Origin of the sequence: Embleya sp. NPDC020886, from assembly GCF_044333915.1 — a bacterium.
In the GTDB taxonomy this organism is placed as follows: Bacteria; Actinomycetota; Actinomycetes; order Streptomycetales; family Streptomycetaceae; genus Embleya.
The window spans coordinates 19,252-45,914 of the sequence record NZ_JBIRRX010000013.1 but is presented as its reverse complement, the minus strand read 5'-3'; the positions used below and the strand labels follow the sequence as shown (position 1 = coordinate 45,914).

At 70.8% G+C, this 26,663-nt stretch carries 23 protein-coding genes; 10 read left to right on the top strand and 13 right to left on the bottom strand.

The features are described from left to right. Positions 1–51: 51 nt before the first annotated feature. Both ACH4U8_RS34660 and ACH4U8_RS34655 read right to left on the bottom strand, forming a co-directional pair. A complete protein-coding gene (locus ACH4U8_RS34660) occupies positions 52–1,209 on the bottom strand; it encodes an acyl-CoA dehydrogenase family protein (protein ID WP_360309521.1) in 1,158 nt (385 codons plus the stop codon). Further along, positions 1,209–2,306, bottom strand: a complete 1,098-nt coding sequence (locus ACH4U8_RS34655) for an acyl-CoA dehydrogenase family protein (RefSeq protein ID WP_395782387.1) — start codon at positions 2,304–2,306, stop codon at positions 1,209–1,211. Before ACH4U8_RS34655 ends, ACH4U8_RS34660 begins: the two co-directional genes overlap by 1 nt. 211 nt (positions 2,307–2,517) lie before the next feature. Here ACH4U8_RS34655 and ACH4U8_RS34650 point away from each other — a divergent pair, with 211 nt between their 5' ends. The 3 genes from ACH4U8_RS34650 (at position 2,518) to ACH4U8_RS34640 (ending at position 5,084) form a co-directional block, all read left to right on the top strand. Then, complete coding sequence (locus tag ACH4U8_RS34650; RefSeq protein ID WP_395782386.1) at positions 2,518–3,588, top strand: hypothetical protein; 1,071 nt, start codon at positions 2,518–2,520, stop codon at positions 3,586–3,588. 406 nt (positions 3,589–3,994) lie between these two features. Then, positions 3,995–4,429 (top strand): ATP-binding protein, encoded by a 435-nt coding sequence (locus tag ACH4U8_RS34645; protein ID WP_360309527.1) that lies wholly within the window; start codon positions 3,995–3,997, stop codon positions 4,427–4,429. 418 nt (positions 4,430–4,847) lie between these two features. Beyond that, positions 4,848–5,084: a DUF397 domain-containing protein gene (locus tag ACH4U8_RS34640; protein WP_360309529.1), complete on the top strand. Its 237-nt coding sequence runs from the start codon at positions 4,848–4,850 to the stop codon at positions 5,082–5,084. Between the two features lie 51 nt (positions 5,085–5,135). On the opposite strand, the gene ACH4U8_RS34635 is transcribed toward ACH4U8_RS34640, so the two are convergent. Further along, positions 5,136–6,002, bottom strand: coding sequence for a helix-turn-helix transcriptional regulator (locus ACH4U8_RS34635; protein ID WP_360309531.1), 867 nt, complete (start codon positions 6,000–6,002; stop codon positions 5,136–5,138). Between the two features lie 485 nt (positions 6,003–6,487). Here ACH4U8_RS34635 and ACH4U8_RS34630 point away from each other — a divergent pair, with 485 nt between their 5' ends. Continuing rightward, positions 6,488–7,885 carry an SWIM zinc finger family protein gene (locus ACH4U8_RS34630; RefSeq protein WP_395782385.1) on the top strand — a complete coding sequence of 466 codons (1,398 nt, stop codon included), beginning with the start codon at positions 6,488–6,490 and terminating at the stop codon, positions 7,883–7,885. Then, the gene (locus ACH4U8_RS34625) at positions 7,882–10,680 is read left to right on the top strand and encodes a DUF6493 family protein (protein ID WP_395782384.1); all 2,799 of its coding nucleotides are present in this window, start codon (positions 7,882–7,884) and stop codon (positions 10,678–10,680) included. The genes ACH4U8_RS34630 and ACH4U8_RS34625 overlap by 4 nt, the downstream gene beginning before the upstream one ends. A gap of 63 nt (positions 10,681–10,743) precedes the next feature. On the opposite strand, the gene ACH4U8_RS34620 is transcribed toward ACH4U8_RS34625, so the two are convergent. Together ACH4U8_RS34620 and ACH4U8_RS34615 are read right to left on the bottom strand one after the other, a co-directional pair. Further along, positions 10,744–11,415 (bottom strand): O-methyltransferase, encoded by a 672-nt coding sequence (locus ACH4U8_RS34620; protein ID WP_360309537.1) that lies wholly within the window; start codon positions 11,413–11,415, stop codon positions 10,744–10,746. A 3-nt stretch (positions 11,416–11,418) separates the two neighbouring features. Next, the gene (locus tag ACH4U8_RS34615) at positions 11,419–12,291 is read right to left on the bottom strand and encodes an arylamine N-acetyltransferase (protein ID WP_360309539.1); all 873 of its coding nucleotides are present in this window, start codon (positions 12,289–12,291) and stop codon (positions 11,419–11,421) included. A gap of 167 nt (positions 12,292–12,458) precedes the next feature. Between ACH4U8_RS34615 and ACH4U8_RS34610 the strand changes: the two genes are divergently transcribed. Both ACH4U8_RS34610 and ACH4U8_RS34605 read left to right on the top strand, forming a co-directional pair. Then, the gene (locus ACH4U8_RS34610; protein ID WP_360309541.1) at positions 12,459–12,884 is read left to right on the top strand and encodes an ankyrin repeat domain-containing protein; all 426 of its coding nucleotides are present in this window, start codon (positions 12,459–12,461) and stop codon (positions 12,882–12,884) included. 77 nt (positions 12,885–12,961) lie between these two features. Beyond that, positions 12,962–13,630 carry a hypothetical protein gene (locus ACH4U8_RS34605; RefSeq protein ID WP_360309543.1) on the top strand — a complete coding sequence of 223 codons (669 nt, stop codon included), beginning with the start codon at positions 12,962–12,964 and terminating at the stop codon, positions 13,628–13,630. 22 nt (positions 13,631–13,652) lie between these two features. Here ACH4U8_RS34605 and ACH4U8_RS34600 read toward each other — a convergent pair whose 3' ends face one another. The 3 genes from ACH4U8_RS34600 to ACH4U8_RS34590 all read right to left on the bottom strand — a co-directional run bounded on the left by ACH4U8_RS34600 (position 13,653) and on the right by ACH4U8_RS34590 (position 16,967). Beyond that, positions 13,653–15,020: a M16 family metallopeptidase gene (locus tag ACH4U8_RS34600; protein WP_395782383.1), complete on the bottom strand. Its 1,368-nt coding sequence runs from the start codon at positions 15,018–15,020 to the stop codon at positions 13,653–13,655. Further along, entirely contained in the window at positions 15,017–16,354 is a 1,338-nt protein-coding gene (locus ACH4U8_RS34595) for a pitrilysin family protein (RefSeq protein ID WP_360309547.1), read from the bottom strand. Before ACH4U8_RS34595 ends, ACH4U8_RS34600 begins: the two co-directional genes overlap by 4 nt. 184 nt (positions 16,355–16,538) lie before the next feature. Beyond that, positions 16,539–16,967: an SRPBCC family protein gene (locus ACH4U8_RS34590; protein ID WP_360309549.1), complete on the bottom strand. Its 429-nt coding sequence runs from the start codon at positions 16,965–16,967 to the stop codon at positions 16,539–16,541. A 161-nt stretch (positions 16,968–17,128) separates the two neighbouring features. Here ACH4U8_RS34590 and ACH4U8_RS34585 point away from each other — a divergent pair, with 161 nt between their 5' ends. After that, positions 17,129–19,384, top strand: coding sequence for an ATP-dependent RecD-like DNA helicase (locus ACH4U8_RS34585; protein WP_379988248.1), 2,256 nt, complete (start codon positions 17,129–17,131; stop codon positions 19,382–19,384). A 79-nt stretch (positions 19,385–19,463) separates the two neighbouring features. Here ACH4U8_RS34585 and pssA read toward each other — a convergent pair whose 3' ends face one another. From pssA to ACH4U8_RS34570, 3 genes are all read right to left on the bottom strand, one after another. Further along, on the bottom strand, positions 19,464–20,312 hold the full coding sequence (gene pssA / locus ACH4U8_RS34580; RefSeq protein ID WP_360309551.1) for a CDP-diacylglycerol--serine O-phosphatidyltransferase: 849 nt from the start codon (positions 20,310–20,312) through the stop codon (positions 19,464–19,466). Then, on the bottom strand, positions 20,299–20,964 hold the full coding sequence (locus ACH4U8_RS34575) for a phosphatidylserine decarboxylase (RefSeq protein WP_360309602.1): 666 nt from the start codon (positions 20,962–20,964) through the stop codon (positions 20,299–20,301). The genes pssA and ACH4U8_RS34575 overlap by 14 nt, the downstream gene beginning before the upstream one ends. A 395-nt stretch (positions 20,965–21,359) precedes the next feature. Further along, positions 21,360–23,060, bottom strand: coding sequence for an amidohydrolase family protein (locus tag ACH4U8_RS34570; protein ID WP_395782382.1), 1,701 nt, complete (start codon positions 23,058–23,060; stop codon positions 21,360–21,362). Between the two features lie 487 nt (positions 23,061–23,547). On the opposite strand from ACH4U8_RS34570, the gene ACH4U8_RS34565 reads away from it, so the two are divergent. Together ACH4U8_RS34565 and ACH4U8_RS34560 are read left to right on the top strand one after the other, a co-directional pair. Further along, on the top strand, positions 23,548–24,036 hold the full coding sequence (locus tag ACH4U8_RS34565) for a hypothetical protein (protein ID WP_395782381.1): 489 nt from the start codon (positions 23,548–23,550) through the stop codon (positions 24,034–24,036). A gap of 106 nt (positions 24,037–24,142) precedes the next feature. Beyond that, the gene (locus ACH4U8_RS34560) at positions 24,143–25,240 is read left to right on the top strand and encodes a hypothetical protein (protein WP_360309557.1); all 1,098 of its coding nucleotides are present in this window, start codon (positions 24,143–24,145) and stop codon (positions 25,238–25,240) included. A 41-nt stretch (positions 25,241–25,281) separates the two neighbouring features. Here the strand turns inward: ACH4U8_RS34560 and ACH4U8_RS34555 are convergent, their stop codons facing one another. Further along, the gene (locus ACH4U8_RS34555) at positions 25,282–25,662 is read right to left on the bottom strand and encodes an STAS domain-containing protein (protein WP_360309559.1); all 381 of its coding nucleotides are present in this window, start codon (positions 25,660–25,662) and stop codon (positions 25,282–25,284) included. Between the two features lie 295 nt (positions 25,663–25,957). Beyond that, the gene (locus ACH4U8_RS34550; protein WP_395782380.1) at positions 25,958–26,632 is read right to left on the bottom strand and encodes a peptidyl-tRNA hydrolase; all 675 of its coding nucleotides are present in this window, start codon (positions 26,630–26,632) and stop codon (positions 25,958–25,960) included. Between the last annotated feature and the right edge of the window lie 31 nt (positions 26,633–26,663).

Below are 26,663 nucleotides of genomic sequence, written 5' to 3'. Positions count from 1 at the left end.
GAGCCCGTCATATCGGTGGAGCCCGGACACCACACCGCCGGCGGGCCACGATTACCGTGCCCGGGGCAGCCCCAATCGATGTTCGGCGATGTTGTTGCGCTGGATCTCGCTGGTCCCGCCGTAGATCGTGGTCACCGGGGCGTCCCGCGCGGCGTGGTCGACGAACCACGCGTCCCCGGGCTCGCCGAGCAGGCCCTCGGGCCCGGCCATGTCCAGGCACGCCTCGGCGGCGCGGTTGTACGCCTCGCTCGCGAACAACTTCGCGATCGAGCCCTCGGTGGTCGGCAACCCGCCCGCACTGGCGATCAGCGCCGGCCGCAGCGCCAACAGCGCGGTGATCTCGTTGTCGATCGCGATCCGGGCCAGCCGCTTGCGCACCGCGGTGTCGTCCATCGCCCCGGTCTCGGCCGCCCACCGGGTGAACCGCCGCAGCAGCGACACCCCCTGGTTCATGTTGCCGAACACCCCGCGCTCGTACGCCAGCGCCACCTTCATCACCCCCCACCCGCCGTCGACCTCGCCCAGCCGCCAACGATCGGGCACCCGAACGTCGGTGAAGTAGGTGATGTTGGTACGGTCTCCGCCCATCGTCTCGACCGGCTGGAAGGAGATGCCCGGCAGATCCATCGGCACCAGGAACATGGTCAGCCCCCGATGCTTGGCCACCTCCGGGTCGGTGCGAGTCAGCAGGATCACGTAACCGGCCTCGTGCACGAGCGTGGTGAACATCTTCTGCCCGTTGACCAGCCACACCGGCTCGTCCTCCGGATGGCCCAGCACCCGCTCCGCGCGAGTGGCCGCCGCGGCCACGTCCGAGCCCGAGCCCGGCTCGCTGTAGCCCAGCGCCGCGATCGCCTCGCCGCGGTGGAACCGGGGCAACACCTCGGCCAGATGGAACGCGCTGCCGATCTGCTCGACGATGCCCGCCACCAGCATCGTGTTGGCCAGCCCGAAGAACGGCGCGTCGGCCAGTCCCAGTTCGTCGAACAGGACGTACAACTCCAACGGATCACGGCCGGTGCTGCGCCCGGGCCCGGCCATGCCCTCGGCGATCACCCCGGTCGCGGCGAGCGCGCGATGGAACTCCCAGTCGTGGAACGTGCCGGTGCGCCGAGCCCGTTCGACCATGTCCTCGGTCAGGTGCGCCGCGACGAACTCCCGGATCCAGCGCCGGAACTCCTCCACCGACTCCTTCGGTCGAAAGTCCATCAGATGCTCCCCACAGGTCCGAAGAGGTCGTCGGCCAACCGCTGGTACTCCTCGTCCGGGTCGCCCAGGACCAGTGGCCAACCCCGGGCGCGGCGGAAGTAGAGCTGGATGTCGTATTCCAGGGTCACCCCGTAGCCGCCGTGGAAGTGCACCGCGCGATACGTCGTGGCGCGGGCCGCCTCGGTCGCCGCCAGGTAGGCCATCACCGCGAGTCGGCCGGCCTCCGCCGGATCGCCCTCGTCGGCACCCCACGCGGCCCGCGCGGTCAGCAGCCGGATCCCGTCCAGCGGCCCGACCAGATCGGCCAACCCCTGCTGGACCGCCTGGAACGCACCGATCGGCTTGCCGAACTGCTCACGCTCCAGCGTGTACGCCACCGCCAGCTCCAACGCCCGCTCGGCCAACCCGACCAGCGTGGCCGCCGTATACAACTGCCACTCGCGCCGCAACGCCGCGAAGCGCCGCGCCGCCTCCTCACCGGTGGCCAGCACGACCCGACCACCCAGGTCGTCGCGCACGTAGCGGTCGGCGAGCGGCGCGCACGCGTGGTTGACCGGCGCGGTCATCGGGGGCTCGCCGCGCACGGCGACCAACTCGTCCTCGTCCAGGGCCACCACGACGTGCGCGACCGCGCCGCCGGGCACCAGGCGGGCCAGTCCGTCCACGGCCGGTCGCAGTGCGGGCGCCGCGATCACGGTGCCCTCGGCCGCCTCCGCACCCCAGGGGGTGTCGACCAGCAGCGGGGACGCGGCCAGGTGCCCGCTCAGCGGCACCGGCGCCAAGACCCGCCCGGCCTCGTGCAGCAACAGGATCAGGTGTGATCGGCCGGCTCCGCCGCCACCGACCCGTTCGGGCAGCGCCATCCCGGGCGCACCCATCGCCGCCAGCCGGTGCCACAGGTCCGCCGCGAATCCGAGCGGCTCGGCCGCGCGCACCGCGGAAATGGGGCATCGGTCCGTGAAGAACTGCGAAAAGACGGCCCGTACCGCCTTTTGATCTTCCGTCGGTTCAAGATCCACCGGCGACCTCCGTTCACACCTCGCCGCTCGCACGAGCCGGCGGGCGCAAAGGTAGCCCCTGGTGGTGGACCGATCCATGGCATCGGCCGCCGGGGCGAGCGATGTGCCGGAGATCTCGATCCCATGACATTACTTGCCGGTAGCTGACTGGCGGGTTGCTCTTTGCGAAGATCGGCTGCCCGAGTGACAAACAACGAGAACAGGTGCTTTCCGCCGTGCGGGTCCGGGCTGATCGCGGCGATCACCCATACGATCCGAGGAATAACGGAAAGCGAAGGGAGAACCCGCTGTGCGTGCATACCGCCACGTGGCGCTGGTGCTGATCGCCCTGCTGGGTGCGGCCCTGATCATCTTCCCGCTGGCCGCCGGCCTGCCGAAGAAGACGCAGGCTGTCGACAATCTGACCAATGACTTCCGCCCGGCCTTCACCCCGGCCGCGATCGCGCAGAGCCGGACCGATCTGGTCACGATGAACGAGATGCTCGCCCAGCTCCAGGCGGAGACACTGCCGGGCCTGGCGAAGCAGGCCGGGATCGAGACGCCGGCGCTGATCAACCTGATGGGCGTGACCGCCCCCGAGGTGGGCAAGGGCCTCAAGGAACTGCCCACGATCATGCCCCGGTTCAACAAGCTCGCGGGCACCATGGACGCGCAGGCCGCGAACTTCCGCCAGGCCGACGACATTCCGACGGCCGACGCCCCCAATACGGCGGTCACCTATCTCTACCTGATCCCGGGCATCGTGTTGCTCGTGGTCGGCGCGGGCGGCCTGCTGTTCTCCCTGGTCGGCAACCGGGTCGTGGTGAGCACGGTGTGTCTGGCGCTGGCCGCCGTGGTCGGGCTGGGCATGGTGATCGGCACCTTCGCCACCGGGGTGATCGGCAAGACCAAGGCGTCCGAGAAGATGTTCACCGCCTTCCGCCCGACCTTCACCGACGCCGGATACGCGCAGGCGCACAACGACCTGGACACGCTGGGCAAGATGGCGGCCGGGATGAAGACCAAGTCGCTGCCGTCGATGGCCGCGCTGCTGCGCAAGCCGCTGCCGCAGTTCACCGCCGAGTTGTCCACCCAGTACCCCAAGGTCGGCAAGGGGCTGGTCGAGACGGACCGCATCCTGGCCAAGTTCAACGCCCTGGTGGAGAACATCGGCGCGAACGTCGACACCTTCAAGGACGCGGACAGCATTCCGGACGAGGAGACCGAGGTCTCGGTCATGCCGTGGCTGCTGCTCGGTCCGGGTCTGGCGGTCTTCCTGCTCGCCGGTGCGGCCCTGGTGATTCAGTTCACAGGGCGCGGGAACGGCTCGGCCGACGCGACCCGGCAGGCCCCCCGACAGCCGTCGGGTGCCTCGGCCTGACCGCTCGAACGTGCACGGTCGGCAGCCGGCCGACCACGGTGCGCGTAGCTTGTCCGGATTATTCCCGAGGTATGGCCAAAAGAAGGAAAAGACCGGTTCCCTGATATGTCCGGGATCCGGACGTAAAGCGAACCTTGATCGATCGAAATGCACGTGCATCGGCGTGGTGCAGACGCAGAAATCGTCGATGCACGTGCATCCGGTCTTGCAGTTGGGGTCGGCATCCTCATAATGAAGTGTGTGCATGTGCACGCGCATGTGCATGGACGCTCTGTGAGGCGAGTCCTCTGGCGGCGTTCCCAACAGGCCGGGGACCAGTACCCGCTCGGAGGCACGGATGACCGTCGCGAGTCCCACAGGGTTCCGGACGTCGACGTTTCAGTGGATGGAGCCTCTGGCCGGGGATATGGGCCCAACATCCGATATCGCGATACAAGCCCTCGCCGCCCGCCGTGAGTCGGTCAAGGCCGCTCGGGACTTCACCCAGTCGGTGCTCGCCGGTTGGGGGGCCGCATGCCTGGAGGACGACCTCGCGCTGGTCGTGTCCGAGCTCGTCACCAACGCGCTGTGTCACGGTCTCGGCGCCGGCCGCGACGATGCCGCCGATGTCGCGCACAACATCCAACTCGCGCTGTTGCGCAAGGGGGAGCGGGTGATGTGCGCGGTTCAGGATCCCGGTGAGAGCCTCCCGGAGACCCAGGCCGGCGGTGAGGACGAGGAATCCGGTCGGGGTCTGTATCTGGTCGGCTGTTTCAGTGATTCGTGGGGCTGGTTCCCACTGGACGGTATGGGCCGACGCACCGGAAAGGTCGTCTGGGCGATGTTCGAGATACCGGCCTGACACACACGTTCTGCAGTCTTCGGAACGCATTGCGTTCCATGCCGGCGTTGCAGGTTTGTGGAGAGTTCTAATTCACATTCGGAAGCGGCAACCGAATTAAGGTGTGAAGCGTTTACCCGTCGATCCTTCGACGGGTTTTCTGCATTCTTACGCCCGTTTCGTCCCCCGCCTCTTAAGCAGCTTTTACGGTTCCTTTGAAACCTTGAGGAATGCCTGAGCCCTCCCGTGTGAGTGAAGTCGGGCTGCGCTATCATCACCGTTGTACGCTGCATATGCATGGTCAGATGCACGTGCATGCGTAAGTCGGACCGGTTCTGGAAGAAATTGCGACGGACCGGGACGAAGGAACGACACGTGCCGCAACCGGGGGCGGGCGACCGCCGTCGGGTCGCTCGGCGAGAGGTCCAGGAGAAGCGTCATGCAGGCAACGCACAACGGGGTATCGGCGACCGCGCTCGACGGGGTCACCTGGCAGAAGAGTCGCCGGAGCAACTCGCAGGGCAATTGCGTCGAAATGGCGGCGTTGCCGAACGGCGACGTCGCGGTCCGCAATTCGCGTCACCCCGACGGACCGGCGCTGATCTATACGCGCGCCGAGATCGAGGCGCTCATCCTCGGGGCCAAGGACGGGGACTTCGACAACCTGCTCGCGTGAAAGCCCGCCCGGGACGCTCCGCCCGGGTGGGTCCACGCACGTCGATCCGGGTCAGTTCTCCTTCAGGATCCGCTGTAGCAGATCCACACTCTTGTCGGGCGGCATGCCGTCCACGCTCAACCGGTCCATGACCTCGGTGTACGCGTCGACCTCGTCGCGTTTGTCCAGATAGAGCGCGCTCGTGAGCTGTTCCAGGTAGACCACGTCCGGCAGGTCGCTCTCGGGGAACCGCAACAACAGGAACGGGCCGCCCTCGGCCGCGTGCGCACCGAACCGGAACGGCATGATCTGGATCGTGACATTCGGCAGGGCGGCCATTTCGATCAGGTGCCGGACCTGATCGCGCATCACGTCCCGACCGCCGATCGGGCGCCGCAGGGCCGCCTCGTCCAGCACGACCCACAACCTGGGCGGCTTGTCGCGGTAAAGGATCGACTGCCGCTGCATCCGCAGCCCCACCCGGCGGTCCACCTCGGCCGCCGACGCGGAGGGCTGACCGGCGATCACCACGGCCCGTGCGTAGTCCGGGGTCTGGAGCAGGCCGGGCACGAACTGCACCTCGTAGGTGCGGATCACCGACGCGGCCTCCTCCAGGCCCACGTAGACCTGGAACCAACTCGGCAGGATGTCGTTGTAGTTGTGCCACCAGCCCTGGGCGTTGGCCTCCGCCGCGAGGCCGAGCAGCGCCGCGCGCTCGGTCTCGTCGCCCACTCCGTACATCGTGAGGAGGTCAGCCACGTCGCGCTCCTTGAAGCTGACGCGCCCCAGTTCCATTCGGCTGATCTTGGATTCGGAGGCACGGATCTCGTAACCGGCCTCCTCCCGCGTAATCCCCTTCGCTTCGCGCAGGCGGCGAAGCTGGGAACCGAGGAGAATACGGCGAACCGTCGAGCCGCTCCCCGGCTGCGTTGCGGGCATCTGCTACCTCCGGCTGAATGGACCAGCGCATAGTATGCCGGCGCGTTGCCACGCGTCCTCGGATCATGGTTACAACAGCACTCTCTTGACGATGTGCCACCACCCACCCGAGTCGTCCATGTGCCGCAGTTCCGCGGCTCATGTTCGGACCCCGGGCCCCAGCCGCCCATGCTCGCACAGGTGATACCACCTAATCGATGCCGCGGCACCGCGAATCCCCCTCTACTATCGGGTAATCCGGATGTTTCCGACGAACGAACGAGTCGATCGGTACGCTGCGCGCGCAATCCGTGACTCGTGTCGTATCCACCGCCGTACGAGTACGCCGCGGCGGCCCCGCGCCGGCTCGCCCGCCCGCGCGCCGAGGTTCCCGAATCGGCCACGAAAGAACCGCGCAGGCCCACCCGTTCGGTTCGGCGGACCGGCCGAACCGGGGCCGGCGGGGCCGACTACCGCTGTCGGACGGGGTGTCTACCGTTTTCCGCATGTCCTCCCCGGTGCACTCCTTCACCTATCTGCGGTCCTCCACGCTCGCCGCCGTCGACGGCGAACGCTCGCTCGGGCTGCAAACCTGCGGCGGCCTCGGTTCGCACGGCCTGACCCCCTTCCCGCGCTTCTTCGACGGCTTCCTGACCGCGCCCGAGGCGGCGGCGGGCGGACTGCTCGCGGTCGCCGACGTCGCGGCGGCGCGCTACTACCAACCGATGCGGCCGGGTCTGCTCGATCCGGTGGTGACCGGCAACGGCGACCGGCTGCGCTTCGAGTCGTTCTCCGCGTGTTGCGGCGTGCACGCCCGGCTGGACGTGCTGCCGGCCGGCATCGACGGCGAGATGTTCGGCACCGGCACCACCAACGTGGACGTCAACGCGCCGCTGCGCGAGGCGTTGGCCAAGGTCGGCGGCGCCGATCCACTGCACCTGGCGGTCGGACCCGACGATGTGACCGTCACCACCTTCGACGGGCCGGTCGTGGAGAAGAAGGTCCCGCTGCCCGAGCGCTGGCTGCGCGGATTCGCCGAAGTCCAGGTGATCTCGGCCGGGTTCGACCTGCGCGCCGAACTCGCGGCGGGCGAGGCGGTGCGGTTCGTGCGCGCGCTGCCCCGGGGCGCCCGGCAGCCGCTGTGGGCGGTCCCGGCCGGGCGTTCGCTGCGGCTGACCGCCCGTCCGCTGCCGGGCGCGGTGTGCCTGCCGGGGCCGGACCGACTCCAGGCGCTGACCCGGTTGTTGCGACACGCGCTGGCGTTGCGCGTCTACGGGCCCGCCGTGCACGCGCGCAGCAGCGCGGTGTCCTCCGCGTGGGAGATCGAACTGCCGGGCATGCGACTGACCCTGACCCTGTCCCCGGACCCGGCTCGGGGCTTCTCCGGCGAGGGTGCGGTGCTCACCGGCCTGGCCGCCGACTCCGGCGCCGCGGACGCCGACCTGATCTCGGCCCTGCTGGCCTGGGAACCCCGGGTCGAGGTGGGCGAGTTGACCGCACGCTCGGGACTCGCCGCGGACCGGGTGCGGGCCGCGCTGGTCCGGCTGGGCACCGGCGGTCGGATCGGTTACGACGTCGCCGAGGCGGCCTACTACCACCGCGAACTCCCTTACGACACCGGCAGCGTGGAGCGGATGAACCCGCGCCTGCGGGACGCGCACGCCCTGGTGGCCGCAGGAGCGGTGACGCTGACCGGGACCGGCGAGAGCGCCACCGTGCGCAGCGGCGAGAACACCTACGGCCTGCGGCTCGCCGGAGCGGGGAGCTGCACGTGCCAGTGGTGGGCCGAGTACCGGGGCGGGCGCGGGCCCTGCAAGCATCTGCTCGCCACGCAGATCGTGCGCGGCCGGGCCGCCGGCGACCCGGCCGCGACGGCCCCCGCAGCGCAGGAGGCGAACCGATGACCGGGACCGAACCGAACACCGGGAGCACGACCCCCGCCGGGACCCGGGCGCCGCTCACCTGGGCGCAGGTGCAGGCGGCCCTGCCCGACCAGGGCGAACGGACCGAGGACCCGACGGCGATCATCGCCCTGTTCGCCGGCCGCACCGAGGCCGAACGCCGCAAGCTGCTGCCGGAGTACAAGGAGGCGATCCGCGCGCTCCGGGACACCCCGCGCGGCCTGCGCTCGTTGCGCTACGCCGGCATCGCGTGCCTGGGCGGGCCGGCCGGGATCGCCCAGTGGCTCTCCCGCGAGGACATGACCTGGCCCAGCCGACGCGGTGGCGACGAACGCGCCGTCCACACCCTGCTCGCCCAGCGCAACCCGGCCTGGCTGCCGGAGATCGCGAACCGGCTCGCCGCGAAGATGCCGGTCGAACCCTGGGGCAACCACTGGGACGTGGTGGACGCGCTGGTGCGCGGCGGCGGCCTGCCCACGCCGACCACGGCCGGCTTCGTGGTGCGCTGGTTGGACAAGGTGGGGCGCGAGAGCATCGGGGAGGGGCACACGCTCGCCGAGCGGTTGCGCGAGGACCCCTACTTCGCCGACCTGCTGCCCGCCCTGTTCGAGGCCGACGGGGTCGGCGCACGGCTGGAGAGCCAGGATTCCTGGCAGCAGGCCGGACAGTCGCGCTGGGGCGCGGCACTGGCCGAACTCGCCGACGCGAAGGTGATCGAGCGGGACACCGTCCTGGACGGCTGCCTCTCCCGCCTGTTGCGCGGCGAACGCTTGGGCGCATCAAGGGCGTTCATACGTTTGCACGACGCGATGGCGCCCACCGACGACGAACTCGCCGCCCGCGTCGACTCCTACCTGCGCCTGCTCCCGGACGCACCCTCGCCGGTGGCCGGGACCGCCCAGGAGGTGCTGCGTCGACTGGACGCGGCGGGCCGGCTCGACGCGGAACGACTCGCCGAGGCGAGCCGGGCGGTGTTGTTCCGGAGCGAGAAGAAGCTGGTCCGCGGCCAACTCGTCTGGCTCGGCCAGGCGATCAAGCGTCACCCCGAGCACGCGGGCACCCTGCTGGCCGGTGCCTGCACCGCGTTCGGCTCGACCGCCGTCGATCTCCAGGAGCGCGCGCTGATCCTGATCGCCAAGCACGTCGGCAAGCTGCCCGCGGATCAGGCCGCCCTCGTGTACGACGAGGTGCGCGCACAACTGCCGCTGCTGGGCGAGGCACTGCGCCCGGACGCGGCGGCGCTGATCGGCGAGAGCGTGGTCGCCGAGCCGGATTCGCTGCCGCTGCTCGCGCCGCCGCCGGTGCGCGAACTGCCGCCGCCGATCGGCTCGCTCGACGAACTCGTCGAGGAACTCGCGGTGTTGTTCGCCGGCACCGCCAACCCGTGGGTGAACCCGCGCGGCCGGGCCACCGATCCGCTCGCGGTGGAGCGGATCGTCTCCGCGATGTTGCGCGAACATGCCCGCGACCGCCAGGCGTTGCACACCGCGCTGCTGCCGCTCACCGAACGGCACGCACACATCATCGAGCAGCACTGGTTCATCCATCAGGTGCAGGGCGCGGTCGGCGCGCTGGTGGCCGCCGCCACCGGCTACGGCGGCTCCCGAACGGGCTGGTTCCGCAGCCTGTTCGGCAAGGGCACCGAGGCTTCCGACCACGACCTGATCCCCGGATCCAAGGTCGACGTGGACCGACTCGAACCCGCGCAGCGCTTCCTGCTCGCGCGCCTGTACGAGGTGGGCACCCGGCTGCGGGTGCCGTACAGCGGTCCGCACCTGGCCGAGATCGCCGACGCGACCGGCTTCGTGGACCCCCGGGCCCTCGTGGCGGGCCTGGAACAGTGGGAGGCGTCCGAGCACACCCCGTGGCGTCGCGACGTCGACCAGGCGCTGCTGCGGCTGCCCGCCGACATCGACCCCGACCTGATCGCCCGGGCCGGCCGGCTCACCTCGCCCGCCGGGCGGCGGGTGGCCGCGGTGCTGGCCGCGGGCGGGCCGCCGGCCGGAGTCGTCGGGCGCCGGCGCTTCGACCGGATCCACCGCGAGTTCTCCTACCGGGACCGGACCTGGGCGCACTCCGACGGCCCGCTGGCCACGGTCGTCCCCGGCGACCGCGAACTGCTGCCCAAGAGCGCGTCGGTCCTGTACGACCTGGCCGACGCGGGGGCCGCCGCGCGCGGGGCCGGTTGGTCCGAGAACACCGAGCCGGACATGCACTGCTGGCCGCTGCTGCTGCCCCGGGATCGGGACACGATCGCCGCGCACGTGGCGATCCGTACCCAGCGCGGGATCGACGGGAGTTCTCGAGGCGCGGAGATCCTGCCCGCCCTGGCCGAGTCGCACGGCCCGCTCGGTCCGGGCATGTCGCTCGCGCTGGCCTACGCGCTCGGCGCCCGGGCGGCCGAGGACCGCGCCGCCGCGGTGGACGCCCTGGTGACCCTGGCGGCCCGGGGCGACGCGTGGGACACCGCGGCGCTGGGCCGCGACATCGGCGAGGCGGTGCGGACCCGGGGCCTGAAGACCACCCGGGTGGTCGCCTCGTTGCGGGACGCGGCCCGGGCGGGCGCGGGAGCGGCGGTGTGGGGCGTGTTGAGCGGCTTCCTGCCCGATCTGCTCGCGGGGACGAAGAGCACCGGCCTCGCGGACGCCCTTTCGGTGGCCGCGGAGACCGCCGCCGCGGCCGGCGGCGGGCCGGCCGGGGCGATCCGGGGGCTGGACGAGCTGGCCGACCGGAAGGGCGCCTCCCGGGCGGTCACCGAGGCCAAACGCCTGCGCCGGATCCTGGCCGACCGCGGCTGAGTGGGCAGGGCAGGTCGAGCGGCCGGGCCGGACGGGTCACCACGACTCGTCCGGCCCGGCGGATCACAGTTCGTCCAGCTCCTTCACCCGGGCCAGGGTGATGCCGTCCGCGACCGGAAGCATCACCGGCTCGACCCTCGGGTCCGCCTTGACGTGGGCGTTGAACGCGGCCACCGCCTCCGGCGTCGGGTCGCCGTTCGGCTTGAGGACCAGACCGCCGTAGAGCACGTTGTCGACGATCAGCAGACCGTTCGGACGCATCCGGGGGATCAGCGCCTCCCAGTAGGAGATGTAGCCGTCCTTGTTCGCGTCCAGGAACACCAGGTCGATGTGCGGGTGCGAGGGCAGCGCGTCCAGCGTCTCCAGCGCCGGGGCGATCCGCAGGTCGATCCGGTCCGCCACACCCGCCTCGCGCCACGCCTCGCGGGCGATCGCGGTCCACTCCTCGGACACGTCGCAACACAGCAGCCGGCCGCCCTCGGCCAGGCCCTTGGCGATGCACAGCGCCGAATAGCCGGTGAAAGTGCCGACCTCGACCGCGACCTTGGGCCGGATCACGCCCGACAGCAGGGTCAACAGCGCGCCCTGCTCGGCCGGCACCTGCAATCCGGCGAACCGGCCCATTCGCCGGGTGCGTTCGATCACCTCGCGCTGGACCGCGTCCGGTGCGAGCGAGTGGTCCAGCACGTAGTCGTACAGCTCGGCGGTGACCTGCACCTGCTTGTCGAAGGACATGGCTCAGCTCTCCTCGGGTCGCGTGGCGGATTCGGGGGGCCGGGAGGTTTCGCGGCGCCCGGATGACTGGGACGGCTCGGGGAAGGCGGTGTCCCAGGGCAGCAGCAACCCGAAGTCGCGGACCAGGAGCCGAAGCACCTCGTGGTCGTCCGCCAACTCGCGTTCCTCCCGGGACCCGTTGCTGTGCACCACGGTCAACCGCCGGTCGTCGATGTACGCCCGCCGATGCGGACCGCTGCACTGCACGCGCAGCGTATTGCGGAACGGCGAGCGCGGATTCGTCGCCACGTACCAGTTGGCCACCTCGAAGTCGACCGTCTCGCGGCGCTCCAGGGTGAACGCGTACACGGTGAACCAGCCGTCCTCGCCGTAGACGGTCTGCAACAGCCACAGGTCGTCCTCGCGCACCAGGCGGAAGCGCCAGGCCCCCTGCGGGCTGGCCACGCCCGGCAGCAGCGGCAGCGGCTCCAGCAGGCCGCCGCTGCCGAAGCCGACGTCGGCGATGTAGGGGTGCGCCTCGCCGGGCACCTCGACCGCGAGCAGCATGTGCGTCATCGGGCGGATCGCGTCCGAGCCCATCCGCACCCGCGCGGCCAACCGGGTGACCCCGAAGCCCAGTGCCTCCAGCACGCCGGCGAAGAGCAGGTTGTGTTCGAAGCAGTAGCCGCCCCGGCCCTGACGGACCAGCTTGTCCTCCAGGTCGGCCGGCTCCAGCGAGGGCACTCCGCCCAGGAGGACTTCGACATTCTCGAACGGGATGCCGACCACGTGCGCCAGATGCAGCGAACGCAGCGTGGCCCAGGTGGGTGCCCGCTCGCCCGACCAGCCGGTGCGGGCGAAGTAGGCGTCGAGGTCGAGGTGGTGCGGATGGCGCACGAGCCGTCTCCTTGGGATCCGGGGCCACGATCGCACCGATTCTCACACGCGCGCCGCGGCCGGCGGCGCCGCGGCCCCGGCGCGCCACCCGATAGGTTCGGATCCGGTCGGGTCGGGGTCGGCTCGACCGCCGGATCCGTACGTCGTCGCGTTCTCGGAGGTCGATCATGAGCGAGCAGCAGCCGGGGCAGCAGCCGGAACAGGGGTCCGCACCGGACGAGCAGGCGATCGCGGAGCTGGCCGGGCGGCTGTTCGAGGCCGCGCGCACCGGCGACGCCGAGACGCTCGGCCGCTACGTGGACGCCGGTCTGCCGGTGAACCTGGCCAACGACCGGGGAGACACGTTGCTGATGCTCGCCGCCTACCACGGACACGCCGACGCGGTCGGTGCGTTGCTCGCCCGCGGCGCGGACCCGGACCGGGCCAACGACCGCGGTCAGACCCCGCTCGCGGGCGCCGTGTTCAAGAACGAGCGCGCGGTGGTCGCGGCGCTCGTGGGTGCCGGTGCCGACCCGGACGCGGGCACGCCGAGCGCGCGTGAGGCGGCCCGGATGTTCGGCAAAGAGGACATGCTTTCGGCGACCGGTGGGTAACAAAGCTATGACCCTCCGTCAGTTCCCGCCTGCGCCAGGGACAACCGGGCGCGAGGGCTCCGGGGGAGGCGCAAACCATGTCCGATCAGCCCGCGATACCGCGTCTGGACCTGGACGGATTCCCCACGGGTGCGGGTCTGTTGCACCTGCGATCGGACCTGCCCGAGGCGCTCGACGGCACGTTTTCGCCGTGGTGCGACCGGCACCACGACGATCTGCTGCGGCTGCCCGGATTCCGGCGGGCCCGCCGCTTCGTGTTGTGCGGTGCGTTCGGCAACGGTGAGATCGAGGCCGGGCCGCCAGCGGCGCGCTACCTGACCGTCTACGACCTCGAGCACCTCGGGGTCCAGGCCGCCGCCGGCGGCGACCTGCACGACACCGCCGGCACCCCGCTGCCTCCCGAACTGAGCGGCGCGGTCACCTCGTTGCGGCTGGACTGCCGGGAGATCCGCCGCTGGCCCAACGTATCGGCGAGCCGGCTCTTCCCGGCCGGCGACAAGCTGCTGCACCTGACCGCGCACGGTTCGGGCGCGGCGATGGGGCGTTGGCTGCACGAGGAGGCCGTCGCCGAACTGCTGCGCGCGCCCGGGGCGGTGGGGCTGCGCTGGTTCGACGCGGGCGAGGGTCTGCATGTGGTCCTGTGCGAGGTGAGCGGCCCGATGTGGCCGCTCCCCCCGCACGTACCGGCGGACTTGGGCCCGGCGGTGTGGAGCGGATACCGGCAGGTCTACCTGGCCGGCGGGTGAAGTCGTCGAGCGGGCGACCGGGTCACACGTCGGAGAGCAGCACCTCGAAGTTCGCCGCCCGTAGGTCGGGGACGATGCGGTCGGCGTCGCCCTCGACGACCACGGCGAGTTCGTCGGGGCGCAGGTGCGTGTGCGCGGCGCGGTCGACCGCGTCCGGGTCGGTGGCCAGGATTTCCGCGTATTCGGCGGTGACGTGGTCGTCGGGGAGACCGTGCACGATCGCCTCGACCAGTCGGCCGCCGATGCCGCCGGGCGTTTGCAGGTTGATCGGCATGCTGCCGAGCGAGTGGGCGCGGGTGGCCGCGAGTTCCTCGGGCGTGACGCCGTCGGCGTGCATCCGGCGGATCTCGCCGATCGTGTCCACGACCGCGGCGGCGGTCACCTCGGTGTGCACGGACGCGGAGACCGTGAACGAGCCGGAGCGGCGGCCGTGGCCGAAGCTCGCGTGTGCGCCGTAGGTGTAGCCCCTGACCTCGCGCAGCAGGTGGTTGAGCCGCGAGCCGAAGGCGCCGCCCAGCACGTCGGCGAACAACTCGATCGGGATCAGGTCCGGGGTCGAGCGCGGCGGCGCGGTGTGCCCGATCCGCAACACCGACTGCACGGCGCCCGGACGGTCCACCACGATCACGCGCCCGGTCGAGGGGGCGCCGGCGAACTCGGCGAGGTTCGCCCGTGTCGCGGTGCCGGTCGCGCCCGCGAAGACGGTACGGCCCAGCGCGGCCAGGTCGATCGTGTCCAGGTCGCCGACCACCGCGAGGGTGCCCGGCGCGGTCATCCGGTCGGCGTGGAAGCCGCGGATCGCGTCGGCGTCCAGCGCGAGCGCGGTGTCGGGGGTGCCGCCGAGCAGCCCGCCGAGTCGGTTGTCCGGGCCGAACAGGGCGCGCCGGAAGGCGAGTCCGGCGCGGGTGCCGGGCTGGGCCCAGGAGGTCTTCAGCGAGCGCACGTGGTCGGCGAGGAAACGCTCGACGTCACCGTCGGCGAAGGCCGGTCGCCGGACCGCCTCGGCGACCAGGGCCAGGCCCGCGTCGAGTCGATCGGCGGGCAGGTCCAGGCCGACCTCCTGGGTCTCCCAGCCGCAGGCCAGCCGCCAGTTCGCGCCCAGCGCCTCGATGGCGAGTCCGAAGGCGTCCGCGTCGCGGTCCAGGCTGCCCTCGTCGAGCAGCGAGCAGGTGATCCGGGCCAGGCCGTCCAGGCCCACCGGCTCGTGCAACGCGCCGCTTTCCATCACCAACTTGACCCAGGCCAGGCTGCGTCCGGGCACGTGCGCGCCGACCACCTCGCCGCCGCCCACCGCGACCCGGCGGACCTCGGGGAAGCGGTACGGGCGCGGGGCCGCGCCGGTGGGTCGCTCGGCGACCAGGGTGTGGCGGGTGGCGATGTGCTCGCTCATGCGGCGGCCTCCGGCTCGGTGGTGTCGATCTCGGCGTCGGCCTCGGCGGCTTGCGGGCGGAACTCCAGCACGATCCGGTTGTCCTGGTGCAGCAGGTCGCGGGCGACCCGGTGCACGTCCTCGACGGTGACCGCGAGCAACTCGTCGAGGTGGTCGCGGATCGACTCCGCGTCGCCGAAGCGGGTGGTGAACCGGCCGATCGCGTCGGCCCGGCCGGCGGCGGTGGCCACCTCGCGCAGCCATTCGCCGGACAACACCGCCCGGACCCGGTCGAGTTCGGCCTCGGTCACCCCCTCGCGCGCGACCTCGTCGCAGACCGCGACATAGGCGTCGAGCACCTCCCGCGCCTCGACGCCCTCGCTGGGCGCGCACGAGCCCATCAGCACCGACTCGAAGTGCAGGTGGTTCCACGCGGACAGGAACGCGCCGGACGCCTGGGCCAGATTGCGCGCGGTGACCAACTCCCGGTACAACCGGCTGCCCCGACCGCGCCCGACGGCGGTCGCCAACACACTCGCGGCGGCGGCGTCCGGGGTGCCGAAGCGCGGCGCGCGGTGGCACAGGAACAGGCGCGGCGCGGGCACGTCCCGATGGACCGTCAGATGCCGGCCGGCCCCGAAGCGCGGCGGCAGCGGCGCGGGGGTGGGCTGGGTGAAGGAGCCGCGCGGGGCGATGCCGCCGAAGTACTTCTCGGCCAACGCCACCACCTGCTCCGGCCGCACGTCGCCGACCACGGTGAGCACCGCGTTGTCCGGCGCGTACCAGGTCTCGTGGAACGCGGTGAAGTCGGCGAGTTCGGCGCCGTCCAACTCGGCCATCGAGCCGATCGTGGAGGTCGCGTAGGGGTGGCCCTCGGGGTAGGCGAGGACCATCATCTCCTCGCTCCAGGTCCCGTAGGGCACGTTGTCGTAGCGCTGCCGGCGCTCGTTCTTGACCACCTCGCGCTGGTTGTCCAGGGTCTCCTGGGTCAACCCGAGCGAGCCCATCCGGTCGGCCTCCAGCCACAGCGCCAGTTCCAACTGGCCCGAAGGCACCGTCTGGTAGTAGTTGGTGCGGTCCGGACTGGTCGAGGCGTTGATGCCGTCGCCGCCGCAGCCCTCGATCGCGGCGAAGTGGCCGCCCTTCTCCACGTGCGCCGAACCCTCGAACATGAGGTGCTCGAAGAGGTGGGCGAAGCCGTGCTTGCCCTCCACCTCGTGCCGTGACCCCACGTCGTACCAGAGGTTGACCGCGGCGAGCGGCACCGTGGCATCGGGGCAGACCACCACCCGCAGACCGTTGTCGAGCCTGGTCCGGTGCAGGGTCCACGGGAAGTGGGCGGAAGTTGACGGCACGTCAGGTCCCTCCGGGGGGTCGCGGCGCTCGACGATGGATCGCCATTGTTCCAGGCGAACGCGAGACGCGTGGGCGGACCCGGTACGCACGACGACCACCCGCCCGGGCAAGAACACCGGGTGGATGGTCGTCGTGTGGGGTGTCGCCGGGTGGGCGGCGACGGGTATGGGGGTGCCGAGGCGGTTACTTGACGAGTGCGGCGAACTTGGCCAGCGACTCGATCAGCGCTTCCTGGGTGGCCTTGGTGACCTTGCCGGCCATCATCTGCACCGCGCCGCCCTTGACCTCGGACTCGATCCGCAACACCGAACCGTCGCCGGCGGCCTCGACGATGAAGACCTCGGTCATGATGACGCCCATCGGGCCCTTGCCGTCGAGCGAGAGCGACTTGCCCGCCTCGACGTCCTTGATGGTCCACTTGATGTCCGCCGGGAAGCCCATCAGCTTCATCTTCTCGTCGTAGGTCACGCCGGCCTCGAGCTTCTCCGGCGCGCCGCCCGGGAACTCGACGTGCGGGACCATCCACTCGCCGAAGACGCTGTAGTCGGTCAGCTTGGCCCACACGGCCTCGGGGGCGGCAGCGATCTCGACCTGCTCGTTGATGACGGGCATGCGTGTGTCCTCACGGTTTTTGAGCTGCGGTGAACCTGCGGCTCGGAGCATGGAGTCCCCGGAACGTACCGCCGTTATGTGACACAGTCAATGGTGTCGACGAGCAAAAAGAGAACATGTTCTAGTTCTGCTGTCACTGTGGTTGGCTAGGGTCGGGCGGCATGACAGGCACGCTGCCGGGAATGCCGCCCGGCGCCGAAACCGGGGCCGGGGGAGGCGCCGTTCTGGAAGCCGTCCTGGAGCGCATCACCTACCAGAACGACGAGAACGGCTGGACCGTCGCCCGAGTGGACACCGGCCGACACGGCACCGAACTGCTCACCGTGGTCGGCGCGCTGCTGGGCGCCCAACCCGGCGAGTCGATCCGGATGCACGGTCGCTGGGGCAGCCACCCGCAGTTCGGCAAACAGTTCCAGGTGGAGTCGTTCAGCACCGTGCTGCCGGCCACCGTGCAGGGCATCCGGCGCTACCTGGGCTCGGGGCTGATCAAGGGCATCGGCCCCAAGACCGCCGACCGGATCGTCGAGCACTTCGGTGTGCGCTCGCTGGACGTGATCGACGAGGACGCCACCCGACTCATCCAGGTCCCGGGCCTGGGCCCCAAGCGCACCAAGCTGATCGCCGCCGCGTGGGAGGAACAGAAGGCGATCAAGGAGGTGATGGTCTTCCTCCAGGGCATCGGCATCTCCACGTCGCCGGCGGTGCGCATCTTCAAGGAATACGGCGACGCGTCGATCACCGTGGTGCGCACCGAGCCGTATCGGTTGGCCGCCGACGTGTGGGGGATCGGCTTCAAGACCGCCGACGCGATCGCCAAGGCCGTGGGGATACCGCACGACGCGCCGCAGCGGATCAAGGCCGGACTCCAGTACACGCTGTCCGAGGGCAGCGACAGCGGACACTGCTACCTGCCCGCCGAGGTCCTGGTGGCCGAGGCGGTCGAGATCCTGGAGGTGTCCTCCGAACTCGTGGTGACCTGCCTGAACGAACTGGTCGCCGAGGAGGGGGTGGTGTGCGAGGAGCTGCCCGGCCCGGTCACCGTCTCGGGCACCCAGGGCGATCCGGTCCAGGCCGTCTACCTGGTGCCCTTCCATCGCGCCGAACTCTCCCTCGCCGGCCGGGTGCGTGCCCTGCTGGGCGCCCGGGAGGACCGACTGGCCGCGTTCGCCGAACTGGACTGGACCCGGGCCCTGGGCTGGCTGCGCGCCCGCACCGGCACCGCACTGGCCCCCGAGCAGGAGCAGGCCGTACGACTGGCGCTGACCGCCAAGGTCGCGGTGCTCACCGGCGGCCCCGGCTGCGGCAAGAGCTTCACGGTGCGCTCCGTGGTGGAACTCGCCCGCGCGCGCGAGGCCAAGGTGATCCTGGCCGCGCCCACCGGCCGCGCGGCCAAGCGGCTCGCCGAGCTGACCGGCTGCGAGGCGGCCACCGTGCACCGCCTGCTCCAGCTCCAGCCCGGCGGCACCGCGGCCTACGACCAGGACAAGCCGCTGGACGCGGATCTGGTCGTCGTCGACGAGGCGTCGATGCTCGACCTGCTGTTGGCCAACAAGCTGATCAAGGCGATACCCGCGGGTGCCCATGTGCTCTTCGTCGGCGACGTGGACCAGTTGCCCAGCGTGGGCGCCGGCGAGGTGTTGCGCGACCTGCTCGCGGCCGAGCGGGTGCCCAGGGTGCGGCTGACCCAGATCTTCCGCCAGGCGCAACAGTCCGGCGTGGTCACCAACGCGCACCGGATCAACGCGGGCCGCCCGCCGATCACCGACGGCCTGAACGACTTCTTCCTCTTTCCCGCGGAGGAGACCGAGGACGCGGCCACCCTCACCGTCGACGTGGTCGCCCGCCGCATCCCGCGCAAATTCGGCCTGGACCCGCGCCGCGATATCCAGGTGCTGGCCCCGATGCACCGCGGCCCGGCCGGCGCCGGCGCGCTCAACCTGCTGCTTCAGCAGGCGCTCACACCCGGCCGCGAGGGACTGCCGGAGAAGCGCTTCGGCGGGCGCACCTTCCGGGTCGGCGACAAGGTCACCCAGATCCGCAACAACTACGACAAGGGCGCGAACGGCGTCTTCAACGGCACCGGCGGCGTGGTGATCGCGCTCTCTCCCGAAGAACAGAAGCTGGTCGTGCGCACCGAGGAGGACGAGGAGGTCGACTACGACTTCGCCGAACTCGACGAGCTCTCGCATGCGTACGCAGTCACCATCCACCGCTCGCAGGGCAGCGAGTATCCGGCCGTGGTGGTCCCGGTCACCACCGGTGCCTGGATGATGCTCCAGCGCAATCTGCTCTACACGGCGATCACCCGCGCCAAGCGCCTGGTGGTGCTGGTCGGTTCGCGGCGCGCGCTGGGCCAGGCGGTGCGCACCGTCTCGGCGGGCAAACGCTTCACCGGACTGGCGCACCGGCTCCGGTAGCCGGCCCGCGCCGGCCGGAGCACGCGAAACGCCGCCACCCGGTGGGTGACGGCGTTTCGGTACGCGGGGTGCGCCCGGGCTAGCGGATCATCCGCAGGCCGATGCGCTCGACGCCCTTGCGGGCCATCGCCATCGCGGGCACCAGCAGCGCCAGGGTGACCTGGGTGGTGGCGCCCATGTTGAGCATCCACTCGCTGCCCGGCGCGTCGGCCGCCCAGGCGATCAGGCAGCTCATGCTCAGGCCGATGCCGGCCATCACCAGGATCGCCATGTTGCCCTGCGGCTTCGGGTATTCGATCCGGCTCACCATCAGTCCGGAGACGGCCACGATCAGCACCGCCGCCGGAGTGAACGGCAGGTCCAGCAGCACGATCGAGACCACCGTCATCGCGGCCATCGGAATGGGCATGCCCTGGAACACCCCCGGGCGTCCGGGCGTGGTCGCGAATCTGGCCAGCCGCAACACGCCGCCGATCAGCACCGACAGCGCCACCAGGACGGCGGCGGGCGCCTGCCCGGTGTTCATCGGCACCGCCGCCCACGTGACCACGAAGAACGCCGGTGCGACGCCGAAGGTGATCACGTCCGCGAGGTTGTCCAGTTGCGCGCCCAGCGAGGACATCCGCAGCTTGCGCGCCACCATGCCGTCACACAGGTCGCACATCGCGCCGATCAGCATCAGCACCACGGCCGCGGCCATGCCGCGCTCGGCCGAGACGCCCACGTCGCCACCGCGCGCGGCCATCACCGAACAGGCGAGGAAGTAGATCGCCATGAACCCGCTGGCCGCGTTGCCCAGCGTGAGCACGTCCGCCACCGAGATCCGCGCGGACAGGGCCGCCTGCGGATCGTCCTCGACGGGGGTGCCCAGAAGGTTCAGCTCGGAAGCGTCCAGGTCGGCCGTATCGTCGTAATCAGTCCCGGTCAAGACGTGTCTCTCCCGCCGTCGTCCGCTGTCCCACGGTCACCGCGGGCTCCACGCCCGGCGGCAGGTACACGTCCACGCGCGAACCGAACCGGATCAGGCCGATCCGGTCACCGCAGGCCACCTCGGTACCCGGCTCCAGGTACGGCACGATGCGCCGCGCCACGGTGCCGGCGATCTGGATCAGCTCCACGTCGCCGATCGCGGTGTCGAAGATCCACACAACCCGCTCGTTGTGCTCGCTCTCCTTGTTGAATGCCGGGACGAACCCGCCGGCTTTGTGCTCCACGGACTTCACGACGCCGTCGAGCGGCGCACGGTTCACGTGCACGTTCAACGGGCTCATGAAGGTCGCGATGCGGGTGCGGCCGTCGGGCCAGGCGTCGATGCTTTGGACCACGCCATCGGCCGAGGCGATCACGCCGTCGGCGGGGATGGTGCGCTCCGGGTCACGGAAGAACCACAACATGCCACCGGTCAGCGCCAGCGTCGGCACGGCCGCGAAGGCCCAGCGCCGGTTGCGCAGTGCGGCCAAGCCGGTCAACGCGCCGGTCACAGCCGTCGGCACGAGCCAGGGAGAAGCTCCCTTGGCCAGGCGTGGCTGTTGCCTCGGCGCGAACCCCGCCGATGCCGGCGAGGGGGAATCGTCACTCATCGAGAACCTTTGTCGGGGGGCGTGCCCGTCGGTAACGGGCGGCACTCGGCGGATGCTACCTAGACGGAGGGCCATCGCGCTTCCGGCGGTGATCGCTCACGGCGGGCCGGTCTCCCTCGAACCGGCGCAATTCGGACGCTGTTCGAGTCTATTTCGGCCGTGGAACCGGTTGCCCGTGTCCACCAGGTTGCCCTCCGCGCATGCCTGCTGTGAAGAGGCCGCACGTTCCGCTCCCCGTACGCGGTCCGTGGCATCGATCACGTTGGCCGTAGCGTCCCTTCGACTCGCATCCCTTGACGGTGCCTATGGTGGATCGTCACAAAAACGTGACACGGCGGTAGGTCGGTCGACCCACCGCCGTACCCCAAGGGTAAACGCGCTTATGTGACGTTCCGTCAGTCCTGCGACGAAACCAGACCCACCATGGTGCCCGGCCGCTCCCCGGTGGGCTCGGTGTCCAGCACCGTGGGCACGCCGCGCACGATGGTGGCCCGGACGCCGGCCGGGCCGCGGGTGAAGCGCCACGAGCCGTCCGGGTTGTCGTACCGCTTCTCCTCGGGCCGCACCTCGATCTCGTCGAGCGCGAACACCACCAGGTCGCCGGCCCGGCCCGGGGCGATCACACCGCGGTCGTTGAGGCCGAAGAAGCCGGCCAGTTTGCCGGTCAGGTTGTGCACGGCCTCCTCGACCGTCATCAGGCCGGTGTCGCGCACGTAGCGGGTGAGCAGGTAGACGTTCTCGCCCGAGCCGCAGAACAACTGCAGGTGCGCGCCGGAGTCGTTGATGTTGGTCAGTGTGTGCGGCTCGTTGAACAGACCGGCCACGACCGGCTCGTCGAACTCGTCCGGGATGCCGCGCAGGCAGGACAGGATGCCGTTGTTGCCGATCCAGGTGGCCAACGCGTCGGAGATGTGCAGACCCTCCCGGTCCGCGTATTCCTTGAGCGAGATGTCCAGTGGGCCGTGACCGGTCTCGGAGATCGCGAAGATCAGCGACTCGGGGCGATCCAGTCGAGATGTCGACGACGAGACCCGGTTGTCCCAGTCCTCGCGGGCCTGCGCCCGCCACTGCGGATCGGCGAGCGTGGCGAGCTTGGTCTCGGCCGGACCGTTGATCCAGTGGTTCCACGCGGCGACCCGCTGGAAGGTGAGGGCGCGCTCGAAGTTGAAGAACGGCTCCAGCGGCTTATGCGGGACATTGGGCCAAAAGTCGACGCCGTCCGCGCGCAGCCGCCGATGCAGGGCGATCGTCTGTTCGCGCAGGTAGTCCTCCCGCACGGTGGACGGGATCGCGGTCCACTGGGCGCGGATGCCGCGCGGCTTGCAGATTCGGGCGAATCGCTCCACATCGGCGTCGATGCTCTCCGGCTCGTTGAACCGGGTGATCATCTGGAGCGTCGCGCCGGGGTGCCGGGCGAGCACGTCGGCGAGCGCCTCGAACTCGGCGTCCTCGGCCAGCCGGGTCGGCACCGGCTTGAGGTAACGATCCTTGTCGAACACATTGGTCGACAAACCAATTGCTCCATGAGTCAACGACTCGTCGAGCAGTGTGGCCATCTCGGCGATCTCCTCGGCCGTCGCCGCGCGCGACCAGGACGCCTCCGCGCCCATCACCGTGGTGCGCAGGGTCAGGTGTCCGACGAAGCCGGCCACGTTGACCGAGACGGCCTGACCCTTGACCGCGCTGCTGTACTCGGGCCAGCGCTCCCACGTCCACGGCACCTTGTCCTGGAACGCGGTGAGCGGGAGGTCCTCCAGGAAGCAGAACAGGTCGAGCACCGGTCCGCGCGCGCTCTCCTGCAGCGGCGCCACCGACATGCCGCAGTTGCCGAAGACGACCGTGGTGGTGCCGTAGGCGGGCAGCGGGTCCAGGTCCGGGTTCCACCACATGGCGCCGTCGACGTGGGTGTGCGCCTCGATGAAGCCGGGGGCGACAAAGGCGCCGGCGGCCACGACGACCCGCTCCGTGCCGCCGCCGGGGGCCAGGTCGGGGCCGACCTCGACGATCACTCCGTCTTTGACCCGGACGTCGGCCCGGATCGGGGCCGCCCCCGTTCCGTCCACGACGGTGCCTCCGCGTACCAGCAGGTCGGCCATGGGCTGTTCTCCCTATTACTTGTGCCGGATCGCGGATGCCGACGCGGGCAGGGCGATCCGACGGCGAGTCTCGGGGCCGGGTGCGCTCCTCGGGATTTACGTTACGTGTTGTAACTTAACCTGGTGAACTATTCAAGGGGTGGGCCGCCTCGGACGCGATGAAGCCCGATCCCGGCGCACGGTCGGGGGCGGCACCGGGCTCGGTCGCGGTCGTGGGTTCAGGCGGCGTCGACCGGGCGGCGGATGCTCTCGAAGATCGAGCGAAGGCGTCCCTGCCCTGCCCGGCCGCCACCTGACGGTCGATCAGGGTCGGTACGGCGGCGATCACGTCGGTGCCGACGCCCTGGTCGCGGCTCGTCCGGCGCAGGGGTCCCACCGACGGCCCAACGGGCGAGTCGGGCGTTTAGCCGACCGGGCACGCGGACAGCGGTGCTGGTGGTACACGGGCGCCGCCGCGCCCGGCGGCCCCACGCGAGGAGCAACGAACATGGCGAGCAAGTACGGTCGTACCGTCGGCGCGTTGTCGATCGCCGCCGCGCTGATGCTGACCTCGGCGGCGTGCGGCGACGACAACGACGGCGGCAACGCGGACTCGGTGCCCACGGCGATCGGGTCGGCGCTGGACTCGGCCGGCGCGAAGGCGAAGGACGCGCTGTCCTCGGCGAGCGCGGCGGCGGCCTCGAAACTGGCCGAGATCAAGGGTGGTCTCGACGCGACGGCCGACGCGACGGTCGGTCCGATCCGGGCCGACGGCGATCGCACCACCGCCGAGGTCACCGTCGACAACAAGACCGCCAAGACCGCCGATTACACGCTCTCGGTCGAGTTCCGCGACGCCGGCGGCAAGTTGCTGGACACGGTCGTGCTGAACATCGACAAGGTCGAGGCGGGCAAGCAGGCCAAGGGCACCGCGAAGAGCAACCGCAAGCTGACCGACCCGAGCAAGGCCGAGATCGGCCAGGCGGTCCGGCACTGACCCGAGCACGGCCGATTCGGGGGATCTCCCCACGTCCGGGGAAGCGGGATCCGCATTTCGCCCGGCCGCCTTCCGCCGTCCATCCGGGCCCGGCACAATCGCCGCCATGGCGATCATCGAAACCCGCAGGAACCCCGCCGCAGTGCGGTTCAAGGCCGCGGTGGGCGGATTTCTGTCCGGGGGCGTGATCGGCGTCTCGCTGGCCTGCTGCGTGGTCGGGGCGGTCCTCGAACGCTGGTCCGTGGTCGCGATCGGCGTCGGGCTCTTCGTGCTCAACGTCGTCGTCGTGGGCGTCGCGGGGCGCTTTCGTCGCGCGCGCAATCCGCGCGTCCCGGCGCGGCTCGCGCTGGCCGTGATCGAGAGCCGCCGCGCCATCGGCGGCGAATCGGCGGACATCCCCGTCGAGTTCGTGCTCACCGTGGCGCCGGACGAGCGATCGGCATACCGGGTCGAGTTCAACCAGCACATCAACCTGGTGGACATACCCGACTATCGGCCGCGCGGCGTGGTCGTGGTCGAGTACCGCCCGGACGCACCGTGGGACGTCACCATCGTCACCAAGCCGACCGAGGAGTGGGCCCGCCGGGCGGCGAACGAATCGGTGGACTCGGCCCCCGAGTCCGCGCTGCTGACCGGTCCGAAGGACGGCGAGGGCGCGTTCTGCCTGCTCGCCACGCTGGGCCTGCTGCTCGGCGGCGCGGTCGTGGTCCTGCTCTTTCGCGCGGACCTGTTCACCGAGGACGACCGCCCCACCGAGTCGGCCACCTCGTCGTCCTCGACGACGACCACCGAGAGTCGCACCACGTCGACCTCGACGGTCTCCGGGACGTCGACGGGGTCGATGCTCGAAGCCGGCGAGATGCGGCGCGCCGCCGATTCGCTGATCACCGGGATGCACACGAGCAATGCCAGCGAACTCAGCATCGACGCAAACCTGATGGCCGTGCGCGGCGTGCTGGGCACCCCGCCGCAACCCGGCGCGGTGATCGACCTGAACGCCATCCCCTACGAGCGACTCCCCGCCCTCGTGCGCGAGGCGCGAACCAAGCTCGGCATCCCCGACCCCACCTCGTGGCGGATCACCTTCGAGCCCGACGCCAAGACCGCCACCCTGACCATCCGCGTCACCGTCACCGACCCGCAGGGCAAAGCCACCCTCGAAGCGGACGCCCAGGGCAAGGTCACCAAGCGCACCCCACGCTGAGATTCGCACGCTCGGGTGGTCCGGCGGGGCTCGCCCGCCGGTCAACCGGTGGCGCCGAGGTCCTCGTCCGTCGGGGTGTCCTCGCACAGGGCCTCGGTCAGGTCCGGGTGCACGTCGAAGAGGCGGCGCAGGCCCAGGGCGGTGAAGACGCGGTTGACGTGGTGATCGTTGTTGCTGGGCATGACCAGGCGCAGCGTGCCCCCGGTGGAGCGGAGCAGGCGACGGGCGGCGACCAGGGTGCCGATGCCGGTGGAGTCGAGGAATTCCACCTCGGTGAGTTCGAGGACGATCCGGTGGTCGCCGTCGGCGACCGCGCGTCTGACGTGTTCGCGCAGCTCGGGCACGACCGCGTAGTCGACCTCCCCGAGCACGTGCAGCACGGTCCAGCCCTGGAGATCGTCCTTGATCACCTGAAGAGTCACGCGCCGGCAGTCCCCTCGCCCATGGTGTCCTGAGCCCCGACGCAGGATGCCCGCAACGATCGGCGCCCCGTCCCCCATCGGATGCGCCGACGGATCCGGGGAGGCCCTGGACACGTGGCTCGGGAGCCGGGTGGTGGGCCCGGCCTGTGACCTACCGTAGTGGGCCCCGGGAACCGGAGCAGTGACGATCCGGTCACGTACGGATCTCGTTTGCAGCGTACACGGATCGCCGAAAGCCGCCCCGGAGTAGCCTGTTCCGCCCCGTCGACCCACGCGATGACACAACGTCACCCGCTCAGCGGATCGTCCACGGCACATCCGCGACCACGGTGCACGAACCCGGCGCGATCTCGGTGAAACCCGCGTCGCGCACGACCGGCCGACCGCTCGTGGTCAACGCGGGCCACGCGGCGGGTTCGGCGACGCGGACCGCGAGATCGAAGTCACGCTCCGCCCACTCCTTGCGCCCGGCCGGGCCCATGCCCAGCCAGGCGAGGTGACTGCCGTGCCCCACCTGTGCCATGGCCTTGCCGGCGGTCATCTCCAGCGTCGGGTTCAGCCACAACACGGGCTGCCCGGACGCGGCGGCCGGCGGCGCGGTCGGCTCCGCCAGGTCGGTGCCCGAGACCTGCAACTTGGCCAGGTCCTTGGGCCATCCGTCGAGCGGAATCGGCGGGTACACCCGAACCTCCGCCGTGCGGTGGGCCACCGTGATGCCCGGCAGGGTGTTCGCCCGCCGCCACTCACCGCCGCGGGCGCGCCGGACCACCTTGCGGATGCGGTGGCCCTGCCACGCCTCGACGACGTCGTGCCATTCCCCCTCGGGGTCGGTGGACCTCGGGTCGGCCAACAGGACCAGGACCGCGCGCGCGGCGGCCTCCAGGGCGTCGGTGCGGGCCGGCGGGTCGTCCTTCTCGATGTGCGCCACGAGGGGGAGGACGTATTCGATGGTGCTCACGGGGTCGATCATGCCTTGTTCGTGGCCGCGGGGCCTCGGGGGT

Bases quoted from the DNA above. Each gene is read 5' to 3' on its own strand.
- ACH4U8_RS34660 (WP_360309521.1), bottom strand. From the start codon at position 1,209: ATGGACTTTCGACCGAAGGAGTCGGTGGAGGAGTTCCGGCGCTGGATC.
- ACH4U8_RS34655 (WP_395782387.1), bottom strand. From the start codon at position 2,306: ATGGATCGGTCCACCACCAGGGGCTACCTTTGCGCCCGCCGGCTCGTG.
- ACH4U8_RS34645 (WP_360309527.1), top strand. From the start codon at position 3,995: ATGGGCCCAACATCCGATATCGCGATACAAGCCCTCGCCGCCCGCCGT.
- ACH4U8_RS34640 (WP_360309529.1), top strand. From the start codon at position 4,848: ATGCAGGCAACGCACAACGGGGTATCGGCGACCGCGCTCGACGGGGTC.
- ACH4U8_RS34635 (WP_360309531.1), bottom strand. From the start codon at position 6,002: ATGCCCGCAACGCAGCCGGGGAGCGGCTCGACGGTTCGCCGTATTCTC.
- ACH4U8_RS34630 (WP_395782385.1), top strand. From the start codon at position 6,488: ATGTCCTCCCCGGTGCACTCCTTCACCTATCTGCGGTCCTCCACGCTC.
- ACH4U8_RS34625 (WP_395782384.1), top strand. From the start codon at position 7,882: ATGACCGGGACCGAACCGAACACCGGGAGCACGACCCCCGCCGGGACC.
- ACH4U8_RS34620 (WP_360309537.1), bottom strand. From the start codon at position 11,415: ATGTCCTTCGACAAGCAGGTGCAGGTCACCGCCGAGCTGTACGACTAC.
- ACH4U8_RS34610 (WP_360309541.1), top strand. From the start codon at position 12,459: ATGAGCGAGCAGCAGCCGGGGCAGCAGCCGGAACAGGGGTCCGCACCG.
- ACH4U8_RS34605 (WP_360309543.1), top strand. From the start codon at position 12,962: ATGTCCGATCAGCCCGCGATACCGCGTCTGGACCTGGACGGATTCCCC.
- ACH4U8_RS34600 (WP_395782383.1), bottom strand. From the start codon at position 15,020: ATGAGCGAGCACATCGCCACCCGCCACACCCTGGTCGCCGAGCGACCC.
- ACH4U8_RS34590 (WP_360309549.1), bottom strand. From the start codon at position 16,967: ATGCCCGTCATCAACGAGCAGGTCGAGATCGCTGCCGCCCCCGAGGCC.
- ACH4U8_RS34585 (WP_379988248.1), top strand. From the start codon at position 17,129: ATGACAGGCACGCTGCCGGGAATGCCGCCCGGCGCCGAAACCGGGGCC.
- ACH4U8_RS34575 (WP_360309602.1), bottom strand. From the start codon at position 20,964: ATGAGTGACGATTCCCCCTCGCCGGCATCGGCGGGGTTCGCGCCGAGG.
- ACH4U8_RS34570 (WP_395782382.1), bottom strand. From the start codon at position 23,060: ATGGCCGACCTGCTGGTACGCGGAGGCACCGTCGTGGACGGAACGGGG.
- ACH4U8_RS34565 (WP_395782381.1), top strand. From the start codon at position 23,548: ATGGCGAGCAAGTACGGTCGTACCGTCGGCGCGTTGTCGATCGCCGCC.
- ACH4U8_RS34560 (WP_360309557.1), top strand. From the start codon at position 24,143: ATGGCGATCATCGAAACCCGCAGGAACCCCGCCGCAGTGCGGTTCAAG.
- ACH4U8_RS34550 (WP_395782380.1), bottom strand. From the start codon at position 26,632: ATGATCGACCCCGTGAGCACCATCGAATACGTCCTCCCCCTCGTGGCG.